The 25,407-nt window shown below is 39.0% G+C and carries 18 protein-coding genes and 1 riboswitch; of the genes, 6 read left to right on the plus strand and 12 right to left on the minus strand.

Features of this window, described 5'->3' with window-relative positions; all coding sequences use genetic code 11:
- Nucleotides 1–41: 41 nt before the first annotated feature.
- From J4Q03_RS09645 to J4Q03_RS09655, 3 genes are read left to right on the plus strand one after another with little or no spacing between them, the layout of a single operon-like run.
- Complete coding sequence (locus J4Q03_RS09645; RefSeq protein WP_111958590.1) at nucleotides 42–464, plus strand: deoxycytidylate deaminase; 423 nt, start codon at nucleotides 42–44, stop codon at nucleotides 462–464.
- 6 nt (nucleotides 465–470) lie between these two features.
- Nucleotides 471–1,385: a site-specific tyrosine recombinase XerD gene (gene xerD / locus J4Q03_RS09650; RefSeq protein WP_426047981.1), complete on the plus strand. Its 915-nt coding sequence runs from the start codon at nucleotides 471–473 to the stop codon at nucleotides 1,383–1,385.
- Between the two features lie 40 nt (nucleotides 1,386–1,425).
- Nucleotides 1,426–1,944: an NUDIX hydrolase gene (locus J4Q03_RS09655; protein WP_426047982.1), complete on the plus strand. Its 519-nt coding sequence runs from the start codon at nucleotides 1,426–1,428 to the stop codon at nucleotides 1,942–1,944.
- Nucleotides 1,945–2,006: 62 nt separating this feature from the next.
- Here the strand turns inward: J4Q03_RS09655 and J4Q03_RS09660 are convergent, their stop codons facing one another.
- The 9 genes from J4Q03_RS09660 to J4Q03_RS09700 form a co-directional block, all read right to left on the minus strand.
- Complete coding sequence (locus tag J4Q03_RS09660; protein ID WP_426047983.1) at nucleotides 2,007–2,465, minus strand: heme-binding domain-containing protein; 459 nt, start codon at nucleotides 2,463–2,465, stop codon at nucleotides 2,007–2,009.
- Between the two features lie 4 nt (nucleotides 2,466–2,469).
- Complete coding sequence (locus J4Q03_RS09665) at nucleotides 2,470–4,227, minus strand: Ig-like domain-containing domain (protein WP_426047984.1); 1,758 nt, start codon at nucleotides 4,225–4,227, stop codon at nucleotides 2,470–2,472.
- Nucleotides 4,228–4,250: 23 nt separating this feature from the next.
- On the minus strand, nucleotides 4,251–5,513 hold the full coding sequence (locus tag J4Q03_RS09670; protein WP_426047985.1) for a serine hydrolase domain-containing protein: 1,263 nt from the start codon (nucleotides 5,511–5,513) through the stop codon (nucleotides 4,251–4,253).
- Between the two features lie 147 nt (nucleotides 5,514–5,660).
- Nucleotides 5,661–6,590, minus strand: a complete 930-nt coding sequence (locus tag J4Q03_RS09675; RefSeq protein WP_426047986.1) for a 2-hydroxyacid dehydrogenase — start codon at nucleotides 6,588–6,590, stop codon at nucleotides 5,661–5,663.
- Nucleotides 6,591–6,634: 44 nt separating this feature from the next.
- On the minus strand, nucleotides 6,635–7,021 hold the full coding sequence (locus J4Q03_RS09680; RefSeq protein ID WP_262901748.1) for a GxxExxY protein: 387 nt from the start codon (nucleotides 7,019–7,021) through the stop codon (nucleotides 6,635–6,637).
- An 84-nt stretch (nucleotides 7,022–7,105) separates the two neighbouring features.
- A complete protein-coding gene (locus J4Q03_RS09685) occupies nucleotides 7,106–7,657 on the minus strand; it encodes an acyl-CoA thioesterase (RefSeq protein WP_426047987.1) in 552 nt (183 codons plus the stop codon).
- Entirely contained in the window at nucleotides 7,645–8,397 is a 753-nt protein-coding gene (locus tag J4Q03_RS09690; protein ID WP_426047988.1) for a hypothetical protein, read from the minus strand. Before J4Q03_RS09690 ends, J4Q03_RS09685 begins: the two co-directional genes overlap by 13 nt.
- 138 nt (nucleotides 8,398–8,535) lie before the next feature.
- Nucleotides 8,536–10,674, minus strand: coding sequence for a TonB-dependent receptor (locus tag J4Q03_RS09695; RefSeq protein ID WP_426047989.1), 2,139 nt, complete (start codon nucleotides 10,672–10,674; stop codon nucleotides 8,536–8,538).
- A 281-nt stretch (nucleotides 10,675–10,955) separates the two neighbouring features.
- Nucleotides 10,956–11,726, minus strand: a complete 771-nt coding sequence (locus J4Q03_RS09700) for a WG repeat-containing protein (RefSeq protein ID WP_426047990.1) — start codon at nucleotides 11,724–11,726, stop codon at nucleotides 10,956–10,958.
- Nucleotides 11,727–12,168: 442 nt separating this feature from the next.
- Here J4Q03_RS09700 and J4Q03_RS09705 point away from each other — a divergent pair, with 442 nt between their 5' ends.
- Nucleotides 12,169–14,949 carry a bifunctional aconitate hydratase 2/2-methylisocitrate dehydratase gene (locus J4Q03_RS09705; RefSeq protein ID WP_426047991.1) on the plus strand — a complete coding sequence of 927 codons (2,781 nt, stop codon included), beginning with the start codon at nucleotides 12,169–12,171 and terminating at the stop codon, nucleotides 14,947–14,949.
- Between the two features lie 317 nt (nucleotides 14,950–15,266).
- Nucleotides 15,267–17,534: an aconitate hydratase gene (locus J4Q03_RS09710; protein ID WP_426047992.1), complete on the plus strand. Its 2,268-nt coding sequence runs from the start codon at nucleotides 15,267–15,269 to the stop codon at nucleotides 17,532–17,534.
- A gap of 131 nt (nucleotides 17,535–17,665) precedes the next feature.
- Here the strand turns inward: J4Q03_RS09710 and J4Q03_RS09715 are convergent, their stop codons facing one another.
- Nucleotides 17,666–20,404 (minus strand): TonB-dependent receptor plug domain-containing protein, encoded by a 2,739-nt coding sequence (locus J4Q03_RS09715; protein ID WP_426047993.1) that lies wholly within the window; start codon nucleotides 20,402–20,404, stop codon nucleotides 17,666–17,668.
- Nucleotides 20,405–20,941: 537 nt separating this feature from the next.
- Nucleotides 20,942–21,040, minus strand: a riboswitch (SAM-I-IV-variant riboswitch).
- 122 nt (nucleotides 21,041–21,162) lie between these two features.
- Here J4Q03_RS09715 and J4Q03_RS09720 point away from each other — a divergent pair.
- Nucleotides 21,163–23,379, plus strand: a complete 2,217-nt coding sequence (locus J4Q03_RS09720; protein ID WP_426047994.1) for an outer membrane beta-barrel protein — start codon at nucleotides 21,163–21,165, stop codon at nucleotides 23,377–23,379.
- Between the two features lie 72 nt (nucleotides 23,380–23,451).
- Here the strand turns inward: J4Q03_RS09720 and J4Q03_RS09725 are convergent, their stop codons facing one another.
- Nucleotides 23,452–24,162, minus strand: coding sequence for a HesA/MoeB/ThiF family protein (locus J4Q03_RS09725; protein WP_426047995.1), 711 nt, complete (start codon nucleotides 24,160–24,162; stop codon nucleotides 23,452–23,454).
- A 126-nt stretch (nucleotides 24,163–24,288) separates the two neighbouring features.
- Nucleotides 24,289–25,407 (minus strand): 2-iminoacetate synthase ThiH, encoded by a 1,119-nt coding sequence (thiH, locus tag J4Q03_RS09730; protein ID WP_426047996.1) that lies wholly within the window; start codon nucleotides 25,405–25,407, stop codon nucleotides 24,289–24,291.

Genomic DNA, 25,407 nt, shown 5'->3' on the forward strand with positions numbered 1-25,407 from the left:
TTTTTAATCCAAATTATTTCGAAAAAAACTAATGCTGCGGTATGAATAAGTTTGATAAAGCTTATCTAAAAATGGCCCAAGAGTGGGCAAAACTATCCTACTGTAAGAGAAAACAGGTAGGAGCTCTTATCGTAAAAGATAGGATGATTATTTCAGACGGTTACAACGGAACTCCTTCGGGATTTGAAAACTGCTGTGAAGATGGAGAGGGGAAAACACACTGGTATGTACTTCATGCGGAAGCCAATGCTATATTAAAGCTGGCCGCTTCCACACAGTCTGCAAAAGGGGCAACGTTATATTTAACGCTGTCGCCATGCAAAGAATGCAGTAAACTGATTCTGCAGGCTGGAATTACAAGACTTGTGTATATTAATGAGTATTCAGACGACGACGGGATAGCGTTCTTGAGAAACCATAACATTGAAATAGAACAAATATCGGACTGTGAACTAAAAAAATAAGCACAAATGACCTGGGATGAAAAAATCAAAGATTTTGAAATCTTTCTTCGCTTCGAAAGAAATTTTTCAGAAAACACTCTCGATGCCTATATTCGAGACATCAAAAAATTAAAAGATTATGCCGAAGTGGATCTGGAAAACGTCGGTCCAGACTCTATCGGTTACGAAAACTTACAGGAATATATCTTCAATCTTTCCAAACAGAAGTTCAGCGAAAGATCACAGGCAAGATGGATTTCTTCTATAAAAGCTTTCTTCAAGTTTCTGCTTGAGGATGAGTTCAGAGAAGACAATCCTGCGTCACTGCTTGAAGGTCCAAAACTGGGATTGTATCTTCCTGACACCTTAAGCCTGCCTGATATCAATAGAATCATTGCAGCCATTGAGTCGAATTCTGACCTCGGAAAGAGAAACCATTGTATCATTGAAGTTCTTTACGGATGCGGATTACGTGTCTCGGAACTTATTGACCTTAAAATTTCGAACATCAATTTCAAAGAACAGTACATTAAAGTAAACGGAAAGGGCAACAAAACACGTTTCGTTCCTTTGGCCGATTATACTGCTGAGCTTTTGGAAACTTACATTAAAGAAGTACGTTCGAAAAGCAAGATCAATAAAAAATATGAGGATACGCTGTTTCTTAACAGCCGTGGAACATCTATGTCCAGAGTGATCGTATTTCTGATCATTAAAGAACTTACAGATAAAGCTGGAGTAAGCAAAAAAATATCTCCACACACTTTCAGACATTCTTTTGCAACGCACCTTTTACAGAATGGGGCAGACCTTCGTTATATCCAGGAAATGCTGGGACATTCCAGTATTACTACTACGGAGATCTACACTCATCTGAAAACGGAAGAGCTTCGTGACGTGATTTTAACTTATCACCCGAGGAATATTAATATTGCTCAATAAAACGAAGTTCATCTGACTTTTGAAAAAATATTGTTAACAGATGAAATTATTGAAATACTGCCCAAGCTGTGGCAAAGAAACCCTGCATTGGGACGGTGAAAAGAAATGGAGCTGTCCCGAATGCGGTTTTACCCTCTACAATAATGTTGCCGGCGCGGTAGCTGTTGTTATCCGATGTGGTGATGAAATCTACCTTACCAGAAGAAACAGGGACCCTAAAAAGGGAAAACTCGATCTGGCCGGAGGTTTCGTAGATCCAAAGGAAAGCGCAGAGGAAACATGCAAAAGAGAGCTTTTTGAAGAGCTTCAGCTTGATGTAGATATTTCAAACCTAAAGTATCTTACCAGTCTTCCCAATATCTATCAGTATAAAGAAATTGATTACCATACGATCGATCTTTTTTATGAGTATCGTGTTCAGGAAAAGTTTGAGGTCAATCTTGAACTTTCCGAGATATCGGAGGCGATCTGGATTCCTCTGAATGCTCTGGATCTTGAAGAGATTGCTTTTGAGTCTCAGCAGAGATTTTTTAAGGAATACCTGAAGAATAACCGGTAAGTTATTATAAAAGAAACTGACTCCCGCAGATGACAATGTGTGGGAGTTATTTTTATTTGATTTCAGTAAGATTTTGATTTCAGCATGTCTTCAAAATACTGAACCAGCAATGTTCTTTCAGCATCTGTAAGATTAGCTTCCTTGTGATAGACGATGTACCCCGCCATTGGCATCGCTTTGCTTTGGATCGTCTGGATAGATTTGCTGAGCATACTTTCTTTCAGTTCCTTATTATAAGTGCCCCAAACAGAAAAATTGAGATGTTCTCTCCCTTCATTAATGTGGCTTTTTACAGACCATGAAACAGGGGCAACATAAGCATATTTGGGATATACTGTTTCATTGGAGTGGCAGTCGTAACAGGCTCCTTTTATCAGGCTCCTGATTTTTTCCGGTGCCTTTTTTGTATCAACGAAGTTAGCTGCTGAATTTACAGGTTTATTTACTCTATCAATGGGAATAAACTGGATTAATGCAAAAGCAACAAGTGTCCAGAATAATACTTTTTTTACTGTACCCATACTTTTATTTTACCGGCGTCAGGACTGCATTTCCGGAATCTGACTTCACTTCTTTGGTTACTTCCTTCGGTACAGCCGCATCCGTAGTTTCTTCTGCAGGAACGTCTACAGGTTTAGGAATATTTCCTTTAGGATTATCCAGCGTTCTGGTATCTTTTAAATCCCAGTCTTCCTTGGTTTCCCACAATGGCCGTACAATGGCTTTTTTGTAGAAGACATAGGAATCTTCGGCAAAGGTTTCTTTTTCAAAATCTGCTTCGTCCCAGAATTTATTTCCGTTGTTATCCACCAATATCCTTACAATATATTCATTAGGTTTCAGGATATCAAATTTTACGCTGTTACCTTTGGTATATCTTGAATAAATCACTTTATCCGAACCATCCAGTAGCTGGATCCAATAACTGGCCTCCGGAGCATTCTGAAGGGTAAAGGCAAGACTTCCGAACTGATCTACTTTTTCTACTTCAAAATCAAAACGTTTTGACTGTGTATTTTTAGCATAATAAGATGATACCGTTTCTTTTGGAACCGTAAGCTGATACTTTTTACCATTTACAAAGTCTGAATGAATCTGAATCTGGTAAGGATCTGTTTCAGAGATTTTAGCAGTAAATTCCTGAGTGGTTAAACTGTCACTTTTCAGAGTCCATTTTTCAGGACTGATCTTATCAATGATATAGCCGGATCTTATATTAAAGTCAGAATTCGGGGCCAATAGAGGGCCTCCGCTGTCGTTTTCAAGATCCATTGCATTTTTCTTGTTGTATTTATAGAATACGGAAACAGTATCCTGTTTGGTGCCGATATCGTAGCTGAATTTAAGGTTTTCAGTAACCGTCTGCCCTACATCACTCTTTACAGGATCAAACCAGATTTTTACGGTATCTGATTTTGGACGGTGAGTCACTTTAATGTCCTGAAGTTTTTCGTTTACAGAAGCTACTTTCACGTTATCCGGGTTTCCTTCAAAAGTCATGATAACTCCTCCCGGGCTTTCTTTCATTTCAACATATTTCAAAGGCTTTTTCGAAGGGTATACTTTTAAATTTAATCCTGAAACAGACTTTTCAACATCTACAGCTTCTTTCTGAAACCCTATTTTTTCTTTCCCCGGATCATAAATAGAATTACTGTTTTCATCCTCAAAGGCTATGATTCTATATTTTCCCGGCGTAAGATAATTAAGCTCATAATAGCCGTCTTCATCCACTTTTGTAATGTAATAAGGCTTCTGTCTGTAATTCATGGTATCTTTCACCTGGTAAAGCCCTACTACAAGCTTATTTTCGCCCTCTTTCTTTTTGATAGCCACCGCATCTGAAATTTCACCGCTAATATAAAGGTCATCCAGCTTATCTCCCGTAGAAAAAGCAAAATTGAAATAACGAAGAATATTAGACTCATTATTATCAGCAATTGAATTCCCGAAGTTGAAATTGTAAGTCGTATTGGCCTGAAGAGTGTCTTCCCACTGGATCATCACGTACTTATTGGCAATATTGGAAGGAAGAATCCGCTTTATATTTTTAATAGGCGGAGAAATGATCAGGTTTTTATTGATATCCTTTAAGGTAATATATTCGTCGAAATCCAGCCTGAGCTCGTGGATATCTCTTTTTACATTAACTCTTGTAGTGTCAATATTAGAGCTTAAAAACTTGGGAGCCAGGGTATCCTTCGGTCCTCCCACTGGAGAGCCTACTCTTGCACACGAGTGTACAAGAAAACAGATAACGAATAATAGAAGAAGTCTTTTCATATATGTTTAAGCAAAATTAAACATTATTCTCCAAAAACTTCATGTCCGGCATTCAAAGTATCTTTATTGTCATTCATTACACTGTGCAGCTTATCTTTCTGGGCCGGAAAATCCTCAAATAATCCTGATAAAGCCAGTGCTGTATATACTTTACCGGAATATTTGTTTCCAATAGCTACAATGGTTACTTTTGATTTCAGCAGATGGGCAAATACAGAATTGGTGCCATGCCACCATCCGTTATGATAGGTAAGTTTCTCACCGTTATCGAAAATTTTCATCCTGAAGCCGAGTCCGTAATTATTCATACCTGCTTTCTCATTGCTGTAAGGCGTGAAAACCATCTGCATCAGATCGGGCTTTAAGAAATCTTTTGAAAACATGGCTTTGGAGAAATTATAAAGGTCTCTCGGTGTGGTATACACATTTTTATCACCATAAATAAGATCAAGCCTGTCTAAAGGATAGAGTCGGTTTCCTCCGTAATAAAAGGACTGTGCAGCCGTAGGAATATCTTTTTCCTGGAAAATATAAGTGTGTTCCATTTTCAAAGGCTGGAATACCATTTCTTTCATAGCCTGTGGAAACGGAGTTTTTGTAATCTTTTCTATTAATAAAGCAAGCATTGCAAAATTCGTATTGCAATACATAAAACCTGTATCCGTATCCCTTGCCAGGTCAGGTTTGTATTTGATGATCATATTCAGAACATCCTGATTGGTAATAAAAGGCTTTGAAAGCTCTGCCGGAGCCGGCTGTATTTTGGCAATAAAATATTCATATTTCGGAAGACCGCTTCTCTGATCCAGCAAAGTCTGTACAGTAACATCAGGATAAGGAAATCCCGGAAAGTACTGGGTAAGGCGGTCGGTAAGTTTTATTTTTCCGGCTTCTACCAATTTCAACATGGCCATAGCCGTCAATGTCTTTGAAACGGAAGCTACATGCAGCGGTGTATTTTTACCGATCGGCATTTGATTTCCTTCTCTGCCGAAACCTCTGTAACTTTCATATAGAATTTCGTCTCCTTTTGCCACGAGTATACCTCCGCTCAGGTCTCCTCCTTCCCAGATCTTTTTATAATACTGGTCGATATACCCTGTGAGTATTTCCTTATCTCCAAGCTGGCTGTCTTCTTTGGTGAAAACATTCCCGAGATCTACATTTCCGTAATTGGGAAGATGGGTCGTGTTTTCCGCTGAAGTCTGCTTGGATTCAGAATTTTTTTTACAGGAAATAAAGGATAAAAAAACAGCTACAATAAGTAAAAAATTACGCTTCGTCATGAGTATCAAAAAATGAGCAGCAATTTAATAAAACTCAAAATAAATTCTCAGTCCGGAGCGTACATTATGAATTATTTAACACAAAGGATGAAATTTGTGAAAGGGAGAGCGCAAAAACAATGAATAATTTTTGTTTGCATTATATTCCTAACAGTAGGAAGCAATGATCTTATCTACAATTACCTGTGCCAGCTTTTCTTTACTTTGGTGAGTCCATCCCGCGATGTGAGGTGTTACGATTGTTTTTTCAGATTCCAGAAGGTATTTCAGATCTTCATTCTCTGTTTCCAGTTTTTCGAACGAAGCTTTTTCATATTCAAGAACATCAAGACAGGCACCTTTTACCTTCCCTGATTTTAAGGCATCAACTAAATATTTCGTTTCTACATTTTTCCCTCTTGCCGTATTGACAAAATAGAAGTCTTTTTTCATTTCTGAAATAAACTTTTCATCAATAAGATAGTGGGTTGCAGGAGTTAGCGGAATATGCAGACTCAGGATATCTGCAGACTGTTTTAATTCTTCTAAACTGACCTGTGAAGCATGTTCATCAGAAAGTCCGGGAAGGATGTCATGAAAAATAACTTGACAGCCAAATCCCGAGAATCTTTTTGCCGTGGCTTTCCCCATGTTTCCGTATCCTATAAGCCCTATTGTTTTTCCGAGAAGCTCATCGCCCCTGTTTTCTTCACGAAGCCAGATCCCGTTCCTCACTTCCTGGGAAGCGATAAAAAGACGGTTCATTAAAATTAACAGCATCCCTACAACATGCTCTGCTACCGAATCTCTGTTACCCTCCGGAGAATTAATCAACTGAATTCCCAGTTTTTCCGCAACAGGAATATCAATATTTTCCATTCCGGCTCCCACTCTGGCAATGAATTTCAGGTTTTTTCCTTTTTCCAGAAAGTTTTTATCCAGAGGAATTCTGCTTCTGATGATGACCCCGTCATAGTTTCCAATTTTATGGCAAACCTCATCATAGGAAGATGTGAAATCCTCTTCCAGCATAAAATCCTTAGCCAAAAGTTGTTCTGTAATGAGAGGATGGTTTTTATCTAAAAGAAGTATTTTCATAACTTAAACACAAATGACACTAATTTATTTCACAAATAACACAATTATAAAGTGCCGTTAATCACTCTTTTAACTCCATTTTTAAATTGAAGCGTATTAAAGTTAATTAACATTCCAAGTTTACAATTACTTAGACGAAGGTAAGTAAGTATTTGTGCTAAATGAATATCTTGTAATGATTCTATGGATTTTATTTCCAGCACAAATTTTTTTTCAATTAAAAAGTCAAGCCTATAACCAATATCCATTTTAACCTCATCATAAACTAATGGCATCGGTTTTTGCCTCTCTACAAGAATATCAAATTTATTTAATTCATAAAACAAACATTCTTCATAAGCACTTTCCAAAAGCCCTGGCCCTAATGACTTATGAACTATATACCCTGCTTCATAAACAATTTTTGATATATCATTTTCTGAAATATCCATTTTTATTATTTTTTTTCATTTGATTAGGCACAAACCTTTTGTGAAAATTCGTGCCAGCCATTTGTGTTATTTGTGTTTAATTTTTTATTTCTTATCTTTCTTTGACTCTTTTGTTTCCTCCGGTTCCTGAAACAGTTTCTTAAGCTCTACAGATTCAAGAGGTTTCATTCTTCCGGAAAGGATAAGAGAAAGCTCTTTTCTTCTGAAAGCAGCAGCATGTCTCAGTTTTTCCACTTCTGTTTCCGGGATCATGTCCGGGATTGGAATAGGGCGGTTGAATTCATCTACTGCAACGAAAGTATAAATTCCTTCATTGGTATGAACTTTCTTCTGATTGATAGGATCATCCAACCAAACATCCACATACACCTCCATTGACGTAGAGAAAGCTCTTGAAACCTTAGATTCCAGCACCACCACTCCTCCTTCAGGGATAGGATGATTGAAAGAAACGTGATTTACAGATGCCGTTACCACTCTTCTTTCACAGTGTCTGGCTGCAGAAATGGAAGCACAACGGTCCATTTTTGCAAGAAGCTCACCTCCGAAAAGGTTTCTTAAAGAGTTGGTTTCGTTCGGAAGAACAATATTGGTCATGATCGTCAGAGATTCTGACGCTTTTTTTACTTTTGCCATTGAGTCTTAGTGTTGTTTTGAGCTGCCGGAGCTGGCTTTATACCTTTTCCGGCCGGTTTTGCTAATGAATCTTTTTTCAGGGTATCTGAAACAGCCGCTTCCGGTCTCTGAACCATTTCTTTTGCGGTGTCCTTTACAATTCTGTGTGTAGAAGTCTGGACAGAAACTTTATCAAAAGATTTTTTTCCGAAAAGGAGCTCTCTCTGAGCGAATGCCAGATACAGAATTCCTAAAACAGGAATGACCAGCAGGAAAATCCAAAGAATAGATTTTTTGAATGTATAATCTTTCTCCTTACTTTCTTTAGCACTGATTTTTTCACCGTTATTAATATCCGAGAGCCTGATCTCTTCGAGCCCGTAGAAATCCGGATGTCCCGCCTCTATTCTTTTTCCTTTAAAGTGGGTTTTATCATCTTCAATATGGATAAGTCCGAGATTCTGGATTTCCAGAAGCTGATCTGCCTGAAGTTTTTTCTTCCAAAAATCGGTCTGGATTTTCAGATCACTTCTGGAAGCCTCTAAAGACATCTGTTTTTCTCCGGCTATAAAGGCAGCCAGTTCATCAGACTGTATTTCATAATCCATCGTAAAAACAATCTCGCTTGCCGGCGGAAGAATGCTTCCGTTCTCAGAATTAATAATTGCTTTGGAGTTTTTAAGCGAAAACGCACCGAATCCCGGAACCGTCACAGTTCCAAATTGTTTCAGATATTCTAAAATGTAAGCTGAAATATTCATTTGGCAGCAAATTTATAATTTTTTCGTGACTTTCTGAAGAGATTTATAGGATATAAAAAAAGACTGCCGGAACAGTCTTTTGATAATTATGTATAAAACTGAGTGTATTAAACCCTGTTTGGTAAATTATCATCCGTATTATTGAATTTTCCAGCTGATCCCGAACATAAAATTAGTTCCGGCCTGTGAAAAATAGTATGGGTCGCCACTGTAAACTGCTCCATTGTTAACATATTTTTTATTGAACAGATTATTGACCAATAATTTTAAAGCAATATCATTATGAGCAATGGTAAACTGATACTGTGCATTGAAATCGGTCAGAAAATAATCTTTCAGCTGCAGGTTTTTATCTCCTGTATTATCCAGATACTGTTTTCCGACATACTGATTCGTTAAAGCAAACAGGAAACTCTTGGAAGGATTGAATTTCAGGCCTAGATTAGCGATAACATTCGGTGAGAATGAAATATCGGTATCTCCAAGATTTTCAAGTACTCCATTATTTTTAATCTTAAAATCAAGGTTCCTGTTTTGGCTCAAACTTACATTTCCGTTTATTTCCCATTGTTTTGAAAGCTTAGCCAGTGCTCCGATTTCAATTCCTCTTCTGTAGCTCTTCCCTGAATTGGTTCTGATAAATGCTCCTACATTATTCAATTGTCCGTTCAGTACCAACTGATTGACATAGTACATATAGTATAAATTGGCGGTTACGGATAAAATCCCGAATTGTTTTTCAATACCTGCCTCAAAATCGTGAAGTTTTTCAGCTTTCACTTCATTATCACTCATCAGGTCATCCCTGTTTGGCTCGCGGTGAGCATGTGCGTATGAAAGGAAAACTTTTCCGTTTCCTATTTTATAATTCAACCCTGCTTTTGGGTTAAAGAAAAGCCAGTTCTTATCAAGGTTTCCGCCTTCTCCGTCTCCGGCAGTCAGGATCTTGGTATCATAATCAATATTTCTGATCTGTAGATCCCCGAAGAATTCAAAATGATCACCTGTTCTCCATAAAGCTTTTGCAAAACCTGCCAGCTCAGTTTTTACAGAACGGTTTCTATAATACTCATATTCATTGATCTGCGGAAAATAAACGCCGGTAACATTTCCAAAATGCCTTCCATAATATTGGTTGGCAACCACACCGAAGTTCAGATCTACATCATCCAACTTTCCGTAAAGTGTGGAAACAGCCCCGTAGAAATCATTATCCAGCCATTTTTTCCTGATAAAATCCGTTATTTCCACCGGTGATCCATTGACGATCGGTACGGACAGATTATAATTGGAATAGTGGGTAGCCTCTACATCCGTTTCATCAACCCTTTTATAGTTTTCATAATACCCTTTTCCTTTCGTATAATGAAGTGTTGTTTCCAAATGCCAGTTATCACTGAATTTCTGTTCCCACAAAAGCTGATAGTGATTCTGTCTGTAATTATCCGTCTCGTTATCGTAAAACTTCTCTTCTCCGGTAAACAGATCTGTATATTGTCCTGAATAGTTGAACTTTGGATTGGTTTCCCAGGTTGGCCGGTCGATTCCGTTCCAGGCCTGATAGGTTTTTTCTTTTCCTCCGAAAGCCATCAGACGGAGCCTTGTTTTGCCTTCTTCAAATAATGCGGTAAAATTGTAAGAATCCAGGTTGGAAGAAGCCCTGTCAATATATCCGTCGGAATGGATACGTGTATACCTTCCCATCACCGAAAGTCTGTTTTTCCAGAATTTCCCGGAACCCGCTTCTGCTGAATATTTATAGGTATTAAATGAGCCGTAGCTGTCATCAGTTTTAAAATACATTTTCTCATCCGGCTCTTTGGAGATCACATTAATACTTGCGCCAAATGCTGAAACCCCGTTATTGGAAGTTCCCACACCCCTCTGGATCACAATCTGCGAGGCAGAACTGGTAAGGTCCGGAACATTAACGAAAAATGTTCCCTGGCTTTCAGAATCGTTATAGGGAACACCATTCATCATCACGTTTATTCCTTTCCCCTCTACTCCACGAATTCTGAATCCCGTGTATCCAACCCCGTTTCCGGCATCAGAAGTTGAGATAATAGACGTTTGATTTTTTAAAAGAATCGGAAGATCCTGCCCCAGGTTCCTGCTGTCTACATCTTTCTGTACATTGATGATTTCTTTGGCAACAGGCAGTCTTTTAGTAAAGTTGACAGCCTCAATTTCCCTGACCTTCAGGGAATCCTTATTTTGCGCCTGGATAAAGGCTGCAGAGCCTACGGTAAGCCCTAAAAAAAATAATCCTTTCATTCTATAAATTTTAAAAATTTAATGAATAAAAGGGGCGGATTAAATAATGTAGCAATTTCCTAATTTAACAGTCTAGCAATGATTGGTACATTTTCAAAATTCCCTAAACAGCATTATCTGTTCCAGGTTCATTGGGTATAATCTCAGCTTGTTAAAGCACCCCTTTATTTCAGCCGCAAAATTACAAAAAAAATGTAATATATAAGAGTTAATGATTTCCTGTAAACGAAGATCGGTATCAGCTATTCAATCTGCGGAAGATTACCGACACAAAAAGCTCATTAATATGTTTTATTTTTCGCATCAATATAATAATAGTTCTTGCCGTCTTTTGTTACTTCGAACATTTTACCCAGTTTCCAGCTGAAATTTCTTTTTATATTGGAATATTCGAAAGGGACAATCACTTTATTATTAACATCTATCACCCCAAATCTGTCATCATGCGAAGCCACGATCATTGGATCTGCGGTATCATCACCTTCCAGGATGTATAAATACTGATATTGTGGATAAATCTGGTAATCTCTGTAATCTGCCGCGTTCACAAATCTGGTCTTTTCAATGATACCGTAAAATCCATTTAAAACGTATGCCTGGTAAAGCTGCTGTTTATAATCTTCCAGCTTACATTTTCCCAGATCTGAATCTTTGAACTGATAAACTCTTTTTCCTGCTTTATTCACCCGGTAAGAAATCATATCCTTTTCCACGGTAGCATACTCATTGGTTCCGAATTTTTTCACTTTTGGGTTGGGAGAATTCAAAAGATTACAATCTTCATAAAAAAAGACAGCAATATGATATTCAGGCTTGATGATAAATTTCCCATTCTGATTAACGTAACCAAATTTTCCGTCTTCTTTTTTCGGAATCAGAACCGGAAGGTCCGGGTTAATGATCACCAGATCCGGGTTTGGCTTAGCCACTGCAGGGCCCTTCTTTACTGCAGTTTTCGTTACATTTTTAACAGGCAGCTTCTTCACCGATTTCGTCTGTGAAAAAACAAAAATCGAAATAAACAAGCACCATAGATTCAGGATATTTTTCATATTCATCATTTGCCTGCAAAATTACGGCCAAAAATAGAAACTATCAAATTCATATTTATAAAGAATCTAAATAATTTCATCTGATAAAATACTAAAAAATCGTAAATTTGGGAGCACTTTTTAAGTGTTTGATAATCTAAAAACGTTTTGGATATATAATTTTTATAGGAATGCTATCAAAAAAGTGTAGAATTCTTACCCAAAGAGAGTTTTTCAGCAAGGCAAATCGCAGGTAATTACTTCCACTCTATCAAGAGCCAATATATTCCATTCGGAACAGCGTTATTTTACATTTTTAAAGGGGTAGATTATGTTGTTTATGCCTATACTCTTTTTTACGGCAACTTTGAATGGTTTATTGTAATTACAATCTGTAACAAAGAACGGTAGCACTGACAACTGCTTTTAATCTACTTTTAAAATTTAAAAGACTTCTATTATTATGAATATGTATCAGGATTACATCCAAGAGATTGAAGAAAGAAAAAACCAGGGGCTACATCCAAAGCCAATTGACGGTGCCGGATTACTAAGCGAAATCATTGCACAAATTAAAGATTCAGGTAACGAATATCGATCGGATTCTCTTAAATTTTTCATTTACAACACCTTACCAGGAACAACAAGTGCTGCAGGCGTAAAAGCTAAGTTTTTAAAAGAGATCATTTTGGGTGAATCCATAGTAGAAGAAATATCTTCGGCCTTTGCTTTTGAATTATTATCTCACATGAAGGGAGGTCCTTCCATTGAGGTATTGCTTGATCTGGCTCTGGGTAATGATATTTCTATTGCCAAGGAAGCAGCGAACGTTCTTAAGACACAGGTTTTCCTTTATGAGGCGGATACCAACCGTCTGAAGGAAGCATTCAATAGCGGTAACGAAATCGCAAAAGAGATTATTGAAAGCTATGCAAAAGCAGAGTTTTTCACTAAACTTCCGGAAGTTGCTGAAGAAATAAAAGTAGTGACTTTTATCGCCGGTGAAGGTGATATTTCAACAGATCTACTTTCTCCGGGTAACCAGGCTCACTCAAGATCAGACCGTGAGCTTCACGGTAAATGCATGATCACTCCTCAGGCACAGGAGGAAATTAAAGCTTTACAGGCACAGCATCCTGATAAAAGCGTAATGCTGATCGCTGAAAAAGGGACCATGGGCGTAGGTTCATCCAGAATGTCCGGAGTGAACAACGTTGCTTTATGGACTGGTAAACAGGCAAGCCCATATATTCCATTCGTGAATATTGCTCCAATCGTTGGAGGAACAAACGGTATTTCTCCAATCTTCCTGACCACTGTTGACGTTACAGGAGGTATTGGTCTTGACCTTAAAAACTGGGTTAAAAAATTAGACGGGAATGGAGAACCAATCCGTAACGAAGCTGGAGAACCGATTCTTGAAGAAGCTTATTCTGTAGCTACAGGAACCGTTCTTACTATTAATACAAAAACAAAAAAATTATACAATGGCGATCAGGAACTGATTGACATTTCCAAGGCGTTCACTCCTCAGAAAATGGAGTTCATCAAAGCTGGCGGATCATATGCTATTGTATTCGGGAAAAAGCTGCAGACCTTTGCTGCTAAACTTCTAGGAATAGAAACACCTCTTGTTTTTGCTCCGTCAAAAGAAATTTCTCATGAAGGGCAAGGTTTAACTGCAGTTGAGAAAATCTTCAACAGAAATGCAGTTGGAACAACGCCGGGGAAAGTCTTACACGCTGGCTCAGATGTCCGTGTAGAGGTTAACATCGTTGGTTCTCAGGACACAACAGGTTTGATGACCGCTCAGGAACTTGAATCAATGGCAGCTACCGTGATTTCTCCAATTGTTGACGGTGCTTACCAATCCGGATGTCACACCGCTTCTGTTTGGGATAAAAAAGCGCAGGCCAACATTCCGAAACTAATGAAATTCATGAACGAATTTGGTTTGATCACGGCCCGTGACCCGAAAGGTGAATATCACGCCATGACAGACGTTATTCACAAAGTTCTTAATGATATAACGATAGACGAGTGGGCAATCATCATCGGTGGTGACTCTCACACAAGAATGTCTAAAGGAGTTGCTTTTGGAGCAGACTCAGGAACAGTGGCACTTGCTTTGGCTACAGGTGAAGCATCTATGCCAATCCCTGAATCTGTAAAGGTAACATTCAAAGGGAATATGAAGGAACACATGGATTTCCGTGATGTTGTTCATGCTACTCAGGCTCAAATGTTGAAGCAGTTTGGAGGAGAAAACGTATTCCAGGGCAGAATTATTGAGGTTCACATCGGAACACTTCCTGCCGACCAGGCATTTACATTTACAGACTGGACTGCAGAAATGAAAGCAAAAGCATCCATCAACATTTCTGAAGACAACACTTTAATCGAATCACTGGAAATTGCAAAAGGCAGAATCCAGATCATGATCGACAAAGGAATGGATAACCATAACCAGGTTCTTCAGGGATTAATTAATAAAGCTGACAAGAGAATCGCTGAAATCAGATCAGGTGAAAAGCCGGCTCTGGCTCCCGATGCGAATGCTAAGTATTACGCCGAAGTTGTTGTTGATCTTGATGTGATTGTAGAGCCTATGATTGCAGATCCTGACGTAAACAATGATGATGTTTCCAAACGATATACACACGATACAATCAGAGCACTTTCTTTCTACGGAGGAGAGAAAAAGGTAGACCTGGGCTTTGTTGGATCTTGTATGGTTCACAAAGGCGATTTGAAAATTGTTTCTCAAATGCTTAGAAACATTGAAAAACAACAGGGTAAAGTTGAGTTCAATGCTCCACTTGTTGTAGCGGCTCCTACCTATAACATCATCGATGAATTAAAAGCAGAAGGAGACTGGGAATTTTTAGAAAAATATTCCGGTTTCGAATTTGATGATAATGCTCCTAAAGGTGAAGCACGTGTTGAATACAAAAACATGATGTATCTTGAGCGTCCCGGCTGTAACCTTTGTATGGGTAACCAGGAAAAAGCGGCTAAAGGAGATACGGTACTGGCAACTTCTACCCGACTTTTCCAGGGAAGAGTGGTTGAAGATTCCGAACGTAAAAAAGGAGAATCTTTATTGGCTTCAACACCAGTTGTTGTTTTATCTGCCATCATTGGAAGGATTCCTAATATCGATGAATATAAAGCAGCCGTTGAAGGGATTGACCTTACTAAATTTGCTCCGCCTATTAAGGAGTTGGTTCAGGTTGGCCATTAATAAAGCTTGACGATAAGTCCCAGGACTGTTTTAAAAAATTATACAATTGAAAGATTTTAGTCCTATTGGATTTAAAATCTTTCAATTTTTGTTTAGAACCTTTCTATTTAAGACTACTTTAGAATTATTTAAAATAAAAATATAGAAAGAAATTCCATTTTTTTCTTAACTTGATAGAAATAAAACATCCTCGTTATTTATATAATTATCCTTTTTTATGAATTGAAGGAATAGAATTTGATGAATTGAGTAACAAAAGATATTTCCGTTTTTTAATGACGGAAGTTTATTTAAAAAAAGAAAAATTAAATTAAGATATGACTTTTGATATTGATATGATCAAAAAAGTATATGAGCGTTACCCTGAGAGAATTGCTGCGGCAAGACAAATCGTGGGAAAACCTCTTACACTTTCAGAAAAAATCCTTTACACCCATCTTTGGGAAGGTAATGCTACATCAGCACATGAAAGAGGAAACTCTTATGTAGATTTCGCACCGGACAGAGTAGCCATGCAGGATGCAACTGCGCAGATGGCGCTTTTACAATTTATGCAGGCAGGAAAGGCTAAAGTAGCCGTTCCTTCAACTGCTCATGCCGATCACCTGATCCAGGCAAGAGTAGGTGCTGAATCAGATTTACAGGAAGGGATCAACAAAAACTCTGAGGTTTTCAACTTTTTGAGCTCTGTATGCGACAAATACGGAATCGGTTTCTGGAAGCCCGGAGCCGGGATCATTCACCAGGTTGTACTGGAAAACTATGCATTTCCGGGAGGAATGATGATCGGTACTGACTCACATACTGTAAATGCAGGTGGTCTGGGAATGGTAGCTATCGGGGTAGGTGGTGCTGATGCAGTAGATGTAATGGCCGGAATGGCGTGGGAACTTAAAATGCCAAAACTTATCGGAGTAAAATTAACCGGTAGAATGAGTGGCTGGACGTCTGCAAAAGATGTTATCCTGAAAGTGGCAGGAATTCTTACTGTAAAAGGAGGTACAGGATGTATCGTAGAATATTTCGGAGAAGGGGCAGAGTCTCTTTCAGCAACAGGTAAAGGAACAATCTGTAACATGGGTGCTGAAGTGGGAGCAACAACCTCTACTTTTGGCTACGATGATTCCATGAGAAGATATCTGGCAGCAACAGGAAGGCAGGATGTAGTAGATGCCGCCGATAAAATAGCAGAACATTTAACAGGTGATGCTGAAGTATATGCCAACCCTGAGCAGTATTTTGATCAGGTAATTGAAATCAACCTTTCTGAGCTTACCCCGCACTTAAATGGTCCTTTTACTCCGGATCTTGCTACTCCTGTAGCTGAATTCAGAGCTAAGGCTGAAGCTAACGGATGGCCAATAGAAGTGGAATGGGCTCTTATCGGTTCGTGTACCAACTCTTCTTATGAAGATTTATCAAGAGCAGCTTCTATCGTGGAAGATGCAGTATCAAAAGGAGTTAAGCCTAAAGCGATCCTTGGAATTAACCCTGGTTCTGAGCAGGTAAAATTCACAGCAGAAAGAGACGGGTTCTTAGATTCTTTCAGAAAATTTGAAAACGCAAGAATCTTTACCAATGCCTGTGGACCTTGTATCGGACAATGGGACAGAGAAGGAGCTGATAAAGGAGAGAAAAACTCTATCATTCACTCTTTCAACAGAAACTTTGCTAAAAGAGCTGATGGTAACCCAAATACGCACGCCTTCGTAGCTTCTCCTGAAATGGTAGCTGCTGTTGCCATCTCCGGAAGATTAGACTTTAACCCGATTACAGATACTTTAACAACCGAAAACGGTGAGCAGGTAAAACTTGATGAGCCTAAAGGTTCTGAATTACCAGCCAGAGGATTTGCTGTTGACGATAACGGATATCAGGCACCATCTGAAGACGGTTCTTCTGTTGTTGTAAAGGTAAGTCCTACTTCGGACAGGCTTCAGTTATTGGAAGAATTCCCGGCTTGGGACGGTAAGAATATTGAAGCGGCCAGAGTATTGATCAAGGCTTTCGGAAAATGTACTACTGACCATATTTCTATGGCTGGACCATGGCTGAAATACAGAGGTCATCTGGACAATATTTCAAATAACATGCTGATTGGAGCCGTAAATGCTTACAATATGGAAACCAACCGTGTTAAAAATGAATTAACAGGCGAATATGGTGAAGTTCCGGCTGTACAGAGAGCTTACAAAGCGGCAGGAATTCCTACCATTGTTGTTGGAGACCAAAACTACGGGGAAGGTTCTTCAAGAGAACATGCTGCAATGGAGCCAAGACATCTTGGTGTAAAAGCGGTATTGGTAAAATCATTTGCGAGAATCCATGAAACCAACCTTAAAAAACAAGGAATGCTTGGGATCACTTTCGCTAATGAAGCTGATTATGATAAAATTCAGGAAGATGATGTGGTTAATTTCCTAGATCTTGATCAGTTTGCTCCAGGAAAGCAGCTGACTTTAGAATTCATTCATACTGACGGAACCAGAGATATCATTATGGCTAACCATACGTACAATGATCAGCAGATCGACTGGTTTAAGGCAGGTTCTGCTCTTAACCTGATTAAGAAACAAGAAAATTAATTGTTAGATTTAATTAATCATAGAAAAAGCAGTTTCGATCGAAACTGCTTTTTTATTATTGTAATAGATGATGCATTTAATTCCCTATAGAGAACCAGGTCTCTGTTATTCTGCTTTATCCTTTATTTGTCCTAAAATTTAAATTCCACTCTCGCGAACACAAATCGTCCCCCAATACCATATTGCGAAACCTGTCTGGAATATACAAACTGATTATCGGCGGTCAGTGAACTGATATCCGGACTTTTGGCAGGAAGTATATTGAATATATTATTGCTTCCTATCGTTGCAGAAATATTCTTGTTAAAATCATAACCCACTGACAAATCTGTCACAATACGGTCATTCAAAACAAAATGTTCTCTGCTTTCAGTAACGCCGTCAAAATTGGTATCCAATACATCTGCATCAGTCACTTTTCCAAAGTAGGAATTTCTAAGAGCAACTGTGAGCGCAGAGAATTTCAGCGTATTGGCCAGGGTAGCTTTTATGCGGGGTACCGCTTCTTCAAAGTACACTCTGTTGGGTTCAGAGAAATAATTATTGATCTGACTTACCAGCTTCGGAGAAGCATGAATATCGCCAACTCTCTTCGTCTGATTAAGATTAAGCCCCAGGTTATTTTCCAGAGATATCCCCTCTGAAATTCTTGTATTCTGGGAAACCGTAATGTCCAGTCCTTTGGTCTGGGAATCTACAGCATTGGCGAAGAAATTCGCGGCACTGGCTCTCGCAAGATCGAAAGCACTTTGCAGTACTTGATCATCAGGTCCGTTGATTTTGCTCGGACGGAAAAACAGATCAGTAAGCACTACTCTATCTTTAATTTTTATAAGATAGGCATCCGCGGTAAATACCAGACTTAAAGCCGGAATCTTCCATGTAATTCCAGTACTGTACGATTGCGAAGTTTCCTGCTTCAACTTTGGAATTCCTAAAGCCTGGGCTGCTTCAGAATTGTTTCTGAATGTACCGACCTGCGTGGTTTGTCCCTGCTGTATCAGTGTAGAAGTGGAACTGTAGTAGATCTGTGCTAAAGAAGGTGCCCGGAATCCGGTGGAGACTGCTCCTCTCCAGTTGAAATTCTTAGCCAGTTTTACATTGGTCGCCAATTTATAATTAAAGGTAGAACCGAAGTCTGAATAATTTTCAAAACGTATGGCTCCTTCCAGCAGCCACCAATCGGTTGGTTCAATTTCAACATCGGCGTACGCAGCAATACTGTTTCTGCTTCCGGAAACGGCATTATCCGGGCTGAATCCCGGGAAAACCTGTGATCCGGCAGGTCTTACAGCTCCAAAAAAGTCGGTTACCTTTTCATTGTCAGGGGTAGCGGCAGTCACTACACGTCCAAAAATATCATAGGAAACATAGGAGTTTTCATTTCCTGCATTTACCTTATAGTTTTCATAACGGTATTCTCCTCCGAAGGCCACATTTAAGCCGTGAAGGACATCATATTTTTTTGAAAAATCTAAATTCAGGGTATTCTGTAAAAATTCTGATCCTCCTGCTTCGAAAGTTCTTGGTGAACGATCTATAAGAGAGGCATTAAATGTATTAACCACTCCGAAATTAAAAGCATTCTTCCCGAAAGTATTACTTAAATCCACATTCCAGCCGTTCCATTTTCCTTTAATTCCTGCGGCTAAGGAATAATCATTGACATTGGCTTCAATTTGCGGCAGATATCCATTGGGAGTGACTGCATTGATATTTCTTTCTGTATTCGGCAGACGGTAAAATCCTCCCGCATTTCCCAGGCGGTAGCTATATCCTCCAAAGGAATAAACCTTCCATTCCTCATTAACCGGAATCTCAGAGTTGAAGAAAAGCTGCGCCGACTGCAGCTTAGACTGCCCAGCTCTTAAGCTGAAATCTTTCCTTTCCAAGCCTCTGTAATTGAGCTCCTGATCGGTAAAATCTTTTCCCAGCAACCCTTGTAATGCTGAAATACTGTTTGCACCCGATATCTGATCTTTAAAATCCTGTGAAAAGTAATCAACCTGTGACGCATATTGCTTGACTGTATTAATGATCTGCTGAGTATTGGAAGTATTGGTGATGTTTTTATATAATCCATCGATATTGATTCCATTCTGCAATGCTCTGTAATTAATTGCATTATACGCATTATAAATATTTCCCTGGCGTACGCCCGCTCTTGAATACGGATCACGGTACTGTACCGATCCGGTTACATTAATGAACCCTTTTTCACCAATTCTTGCTCCATAGTTCAGATCAGCTGAAATGGTCTGTCCGTCTACTCCTCCGGAAAAATTATTGGCAACCGGTGAAGCATATCCTCCCAGGAAAACCTGTCCTGATAGTCCTAACCTTCTTTTAAGTCCTAAATTCACCACACCGGCAATGGCATCAGAGCCGTATTGGGCAGAAGCTCCGTCTCTAAGTACTTCAATTTTATCCAGGGCAAACGCAGGAATAGCATTAAGGTCTGTTCCCACCGAACCTCTTCCAGGTGTCAATGTAACATTAATCAGAGAAGACTGGTATCTTCTTTTTCCGTTAAGAAGTACCAAAACCTGATCCGGGCCAAGTCCTCGGAGAAGAGCTGGATCTACGAAATCGGTTCCGTCATTAACCGTATGTGATGTGGAAGAAAATGAAGGCACTACATAGTTGAGGGCCTGGCTTATATTGTTAACCGGACTTTGTCTTAAAATCTTTGAAATATTGATAATGTCTACCGGAACTGGGGTTTCTGTCAGAGATCTTCCGGATCCTCTCGATCCAAGGATCACTACATCATCAATTGTTTTGGATGAGGCAGAATCCGTCTGCCCAAAGTAAAATGCTGAAATAAGGGCAGCTGATGCCGTGATTATTTTTTTATCGAAATTACGCATGTGTTTTCTATTTTTTATTACTGATTGTTGGTTTGATTTCAGGCCATAGTTCTCCTGCAACCTCTATTTCAGGGCGCTGCAAAAAGCCGGAATGTTTAGATTATTTTTTAAAGAAGTCTAGGATCATATGCAAAACTTGGGAAGAGAAAATGGTTTTTAACGCAAAGTTTAATCTTGTTAACGTTTAGTTTTGAGGAAGGCAAAGAATGTGACTGCGTCACTGATGAAGCTATAGGTTTACAACATTCGCTTAATCGAATCAATGAAATTGATTCCGCCTTTGCTTCCCTTTATCAATACAATAATTAATTTCTTTGCGTCAAAAAAAAGCTTATCTCTTACACAGATTTGAAGTTGATCCAAAGTCTAGAAACAGCAACACATGCGCATGTGGAAATGGCATGAAAAGAGGTCAGAATAATGAAGGGACACTTCATGATCTGAGAAACGAAAATTTAAATTGGTCTTGTGGTTTCCCTTGTCTTTAAACATTGATTTTATTTTTAAAACAAAAATGTCAAGATGGGAAGAAAATAGAGAATAAACATTTTTTCCGGGCATACCGGCTTATCTATTTCAGCACCTTGCTTGTTTTTGCAGGTTGCTATCCCATCTATGAGATTCTTGATAATTACCCGGCAAAGATATAATTATTTCGGAAATAAAAAAATAATTGCTTAAAAATTTAACTTTTCGCAAATTTCACCGTAACAAATTGTTCTTTTTTACGTCTAACTGAAGAGTAGTAAAAAAACATTATGAGAAAAACTATACTTGCTTTATCTCTGTTAGGCTCTATTTTTGTCTTTTCGCAGGAGAAAAAAAGCAACAGTACAGAAAAAGAAAAACAAATTGAAGGCGTTGTCATTACCAAAACTAAAAAAGCCGTTGAACAGAAAGCTGACCGTACGATTTTTGACTTTTCTGAACAGCCTCAGCTTAATAATGGTAATGTTCTGGAAGGCATCAAAAAACTCCCTGGACTAGTGGCTACCGATATTGCAGGAATGATGTATCAGGGGAAAATTCTGGATGTATATCTTAACGGAAGACCTCTAAATATTACCTCCAATGAATTAAACTCTTTCCTGGAAGGAATGCCGGCTAATTCAGTAGAAAAAATTGAAGTCATCACTCAGCCCGGCGCAGAATTTCCTGCCACTTCAGGAGGTGCAATCATGAATATTATTACAAATAAAAATGCCAATAAATATTTAACCGCAACGTATTCAGGGAATTACTCTTTCACGAATTATGATAAATTCAGAAGCAGAACTACCAATTCTTTAAACTTAAATGCCAGAAACAAGTATTTCGGATGGCAGCTGAATGTTGGGCAAAACTATCGCGAAAGCATGCTGAACGGTGATCAGGATATACTTCTGCATAACAATACAGATAGAATCGGACGCGGATATTTTGCTAAGTCAGGTCTGACTTTTGATCTTGGACAGGACAGATTATTGCTGAACTACGATATTTATCATAATAATAATGACAACTATACTGCGAGCAGAGGGCTTGCTGACATTCCTGTAAGCTTTAATCCTATTAAGTACCGGGAAGCAGATTATGAAGCATCGGATGTTGCCCATACTAACAACTTAAGACAAGAAGCCGTTGTGACCTATCAAAAACGTTTCAGCGATAAATCTCAAAAGCTGGACTTTCAGTTCGGATATACAAAATCTACATCTAAATTCGCTCAGGATAATTTTTTCCAGAGAGGATTTTACACAGACCTTTGGCAGCCTTTTCTTAATATTGGCGGAGAAAATGTGCTTGATAACCAATCGGATATGAAAGTGGCGAATTTCAAGGTAGACTATTCGCAGCCAATCAAGCTTATGGATGGTGGGAAAGTGAGTTTGGGAGGTTTATATGAAAGACAGGATTATGATACGGAAAGTAAAGGGCTTACCAACTTAGAATATCAGAGACAAACGACTTCTACTTATCTTGAATTCCAGGCAAAACTCAAGAAGTTTGACTTTATATTAGGCACCCGTGCTGAAAATTATGATATTTCAGGAATTACAAGAACCATAAAAGACGGTGCTGTTCTTGAAAGAGATCTTACTCCCTTCAACAGGTTCAAACTTTTCCCTAATGCAAGTGTACAGTACAGCCTGATGAACCAGGTTTATGTGGCCGCCAACTATAACAAAAAGATCAGCCTTCCAAGTATTTCTGCCCTGAACCCGAATAACGTAACGTTTGGCAGCCCGAATACCCAGGTAACGGGTAACCCGGATCTGCAGCCAACGATATTTGACAATTACGAAGTTAAAGTATCAGCTTTTGACTATGCTTTTATCGGGTACAGTGTAAGTTCTGCTAAAGATCAGGTAGCCCAGATCGTCATGAAGGACGGCAAGAACCTTTTCAACAAGCAGGTGAATATTTCGAATATGAAAATTCATAACTTCAACCTGGGTCTTCCGGTTCCGTTTATGATTTTCAGCAAACCGATGAGCGAGATCATGAAGTTCAATTTTAACCCTGATAAAATTAATTTCATGTACCTGTATACAGGATATCAGAAGCACGAGATTGATAATTTAAACAACAAAGGTTTCTGGATCTTCAATATTATGACTCAGTTGCTTTTACCAAAAGACATCAAACTAACGGCTAATTACAGCTATCTGACTCCAAAAGCAGGCTATTTCTACTTTACAGCAGATAAACCGTTCAATAATAATCTGGATATCACGCTGACGAAAAAGTTCATGAACAACCGTCTTACGGTTTCTGTTTTCGCGAATGATATTTTCAACGGGCAGGTGATGCAGGTATATTCCAATCCACCTGAAGGACAGGCTGTAATGATAAGAAGCAAGTATGACACAAGAAATTTCGGAATTTCAATCAATTACAAAATTCCAACGAAAAATAAACTGGCTAAGGAAGATCCCAACATCCTGAACCAGACTAAAAAAGAGGATACCGGCGTGATGCCGCAGGCACAGTAACTTTTAGAATCAAGATCATAAAATGAGGCAGTAAAATTTCTTTACTGCCTCATTTATTTAAAACAATATAATTTAAAAATTGATGGTCTGGAATCTCCATTCCAGGGTATCGATAAGGGTAAGCTGATCCGGATATACAGGAAGCTCTGTAATGATTTTTAAAGCCTGCATAGCCATCATGCTCCCTACCATGCCCGGCAGCGCTCCCAAAACTCCGAGACTGTCGCAGTCCGGGATATCTTCATCAAAAGGAGGTTCAGGAAAGAGATCCCTGAGGCTTTTACTGCCTTTATAGTTGAACACGGCAATTTGTCCTGAAAAACCCAAGATACTTCCATACACCAAAGTCTTCCCAAGCTTCACACAGGTATCGTTGATGAGATATCTGGTGATAAAATTATCGGATCCGTCTAGAATAATATCATACTGTGAAAGGATTTCTTCTGCATTTAAGCTGTCAATTTTCTGATTGATTCCGATAAATTTCACCTGATGGTTAAGATTTTCCACAAATGCTTCTGCACTTTTGATTTTTAAGGATCCAACGGTATTTTCGTTATGAATGATCTGGCGGTTCAGGTTATGAAGCTCCACCTCATCAAAATCTGCCACCCCCAAAGTTCCTACTCCGGCCGCTGCCAGATACTGGATAGCGGGACTTCCCAAACCTCCTGCCCCAATGATAAGCACTTTGGACGACCTGATTTTTCTCTGTCCTTCCAGACCTATTTCTTCGATAAATATCTGCCGGCTGTATCTGGCAAAAATGTCTTTACTTTTCACTATAAATTGTTTTTGAACCATTAAGGTTTTTAAGCTGTTAAGAATATTAGGACAAGTCTGCTTTAAGATTAAAAAATCAACTGATTTTTCTTAATTAAACTTAATGACTTCAATGCTCTTAATGGTTTAAGTTCTGCCGTATGCAGGATCCCAGTCTTTCATCACCGGATCATAGCCGGCTTTTCTGATGCTGTTTTTCACTTCTTCCATAGTCCTTTCGTCGCTGGTTTCAAACTGTTCCAGAGATTCTACGTCTACGGCGTAACCTCCGGGATTTGTTTTTGAGGCAGCACTCATTGCCGTGGCTCCAAGGGATATGATATGGTCTCTGAATTTTTCATTTTCCCTGGTGGATATTGAAACTTCCAGGTCTTCATTCCAAATTCTGTAGGCACAGATCAGTTGCAGCAGATCCTTATCTTCCATAATAAAATTGGGCTCAATGATTCCTTCCGCAGGTCTTAACCTTGGAAATGAAACTGAAAAACGGCTTTTCCAGTATTGCTTCTGCAGATAATCAATGTGAAGTGCATTAAAGAAACTGTCTACCCGCCAGTCTTCCAGCCCAAGCAGAACGCCAAGCCCTATTTTATGAATTCCAGAACGTCCTATTCTATCCGGTGTATCCAGCCGGAAATGAAAGTTTGATTTTTTTCCTTTGGGGTGATATTGTTTATAGACTTCCTGGTGGTAGGTCTCCTGATAAACCAAGACGGAATAAACGCCTTCTTGATGCAGCTGCAGATATTCTTCTTCTGACAAAGGCTGTACCTCGATCGAGATATTGGCAAAATGTGGTCTCAGCAGGCGCACGGCATTCAGAAAGTAGGAAATACCAACCGTTTTATTAGCCTCTCCACTTACCAAGAGAACATGATTAACCCCCATAGATTTCAAAACAGAAGCTTCTACCATCAGTTCCGTATCGGAAAGGGTTTTTCTCCTTACTTCATTATCCAGACTAAAACCACAATACGTACAGATATTCTGGCATTCATTACTGAGGTACATCGGTGCATAGAGCTGGATGGTTTTTCCAAAGCGTTTCTGGGTAAGGTGACGGGTCATTCTGGCCATCATTTCCAGCTCCCGGGCAGCGGCAGGAGAAAGAAGATTGAGAAAATCATCCATCGTCCTTTGTTTTTTCTGAAGGCTGCTCAATACTTCTGAGTGGGTTACTTTTCCGAGTCTTTCTTTTACCTCATCCCATTGATAGTGTTCAAAAATATCTTTAAAGCTGTTCAT

The organism is Chryseobacterium sp. NFX27, assembly GCF_049887855.1.
In the GTDB taxonomy this organism is placed as follows: domain Bacteria; phylum Bacteroidota; class Bacteroidia; order Flavobacteriales; family Weeksellaceae; genus Chryseobacterium.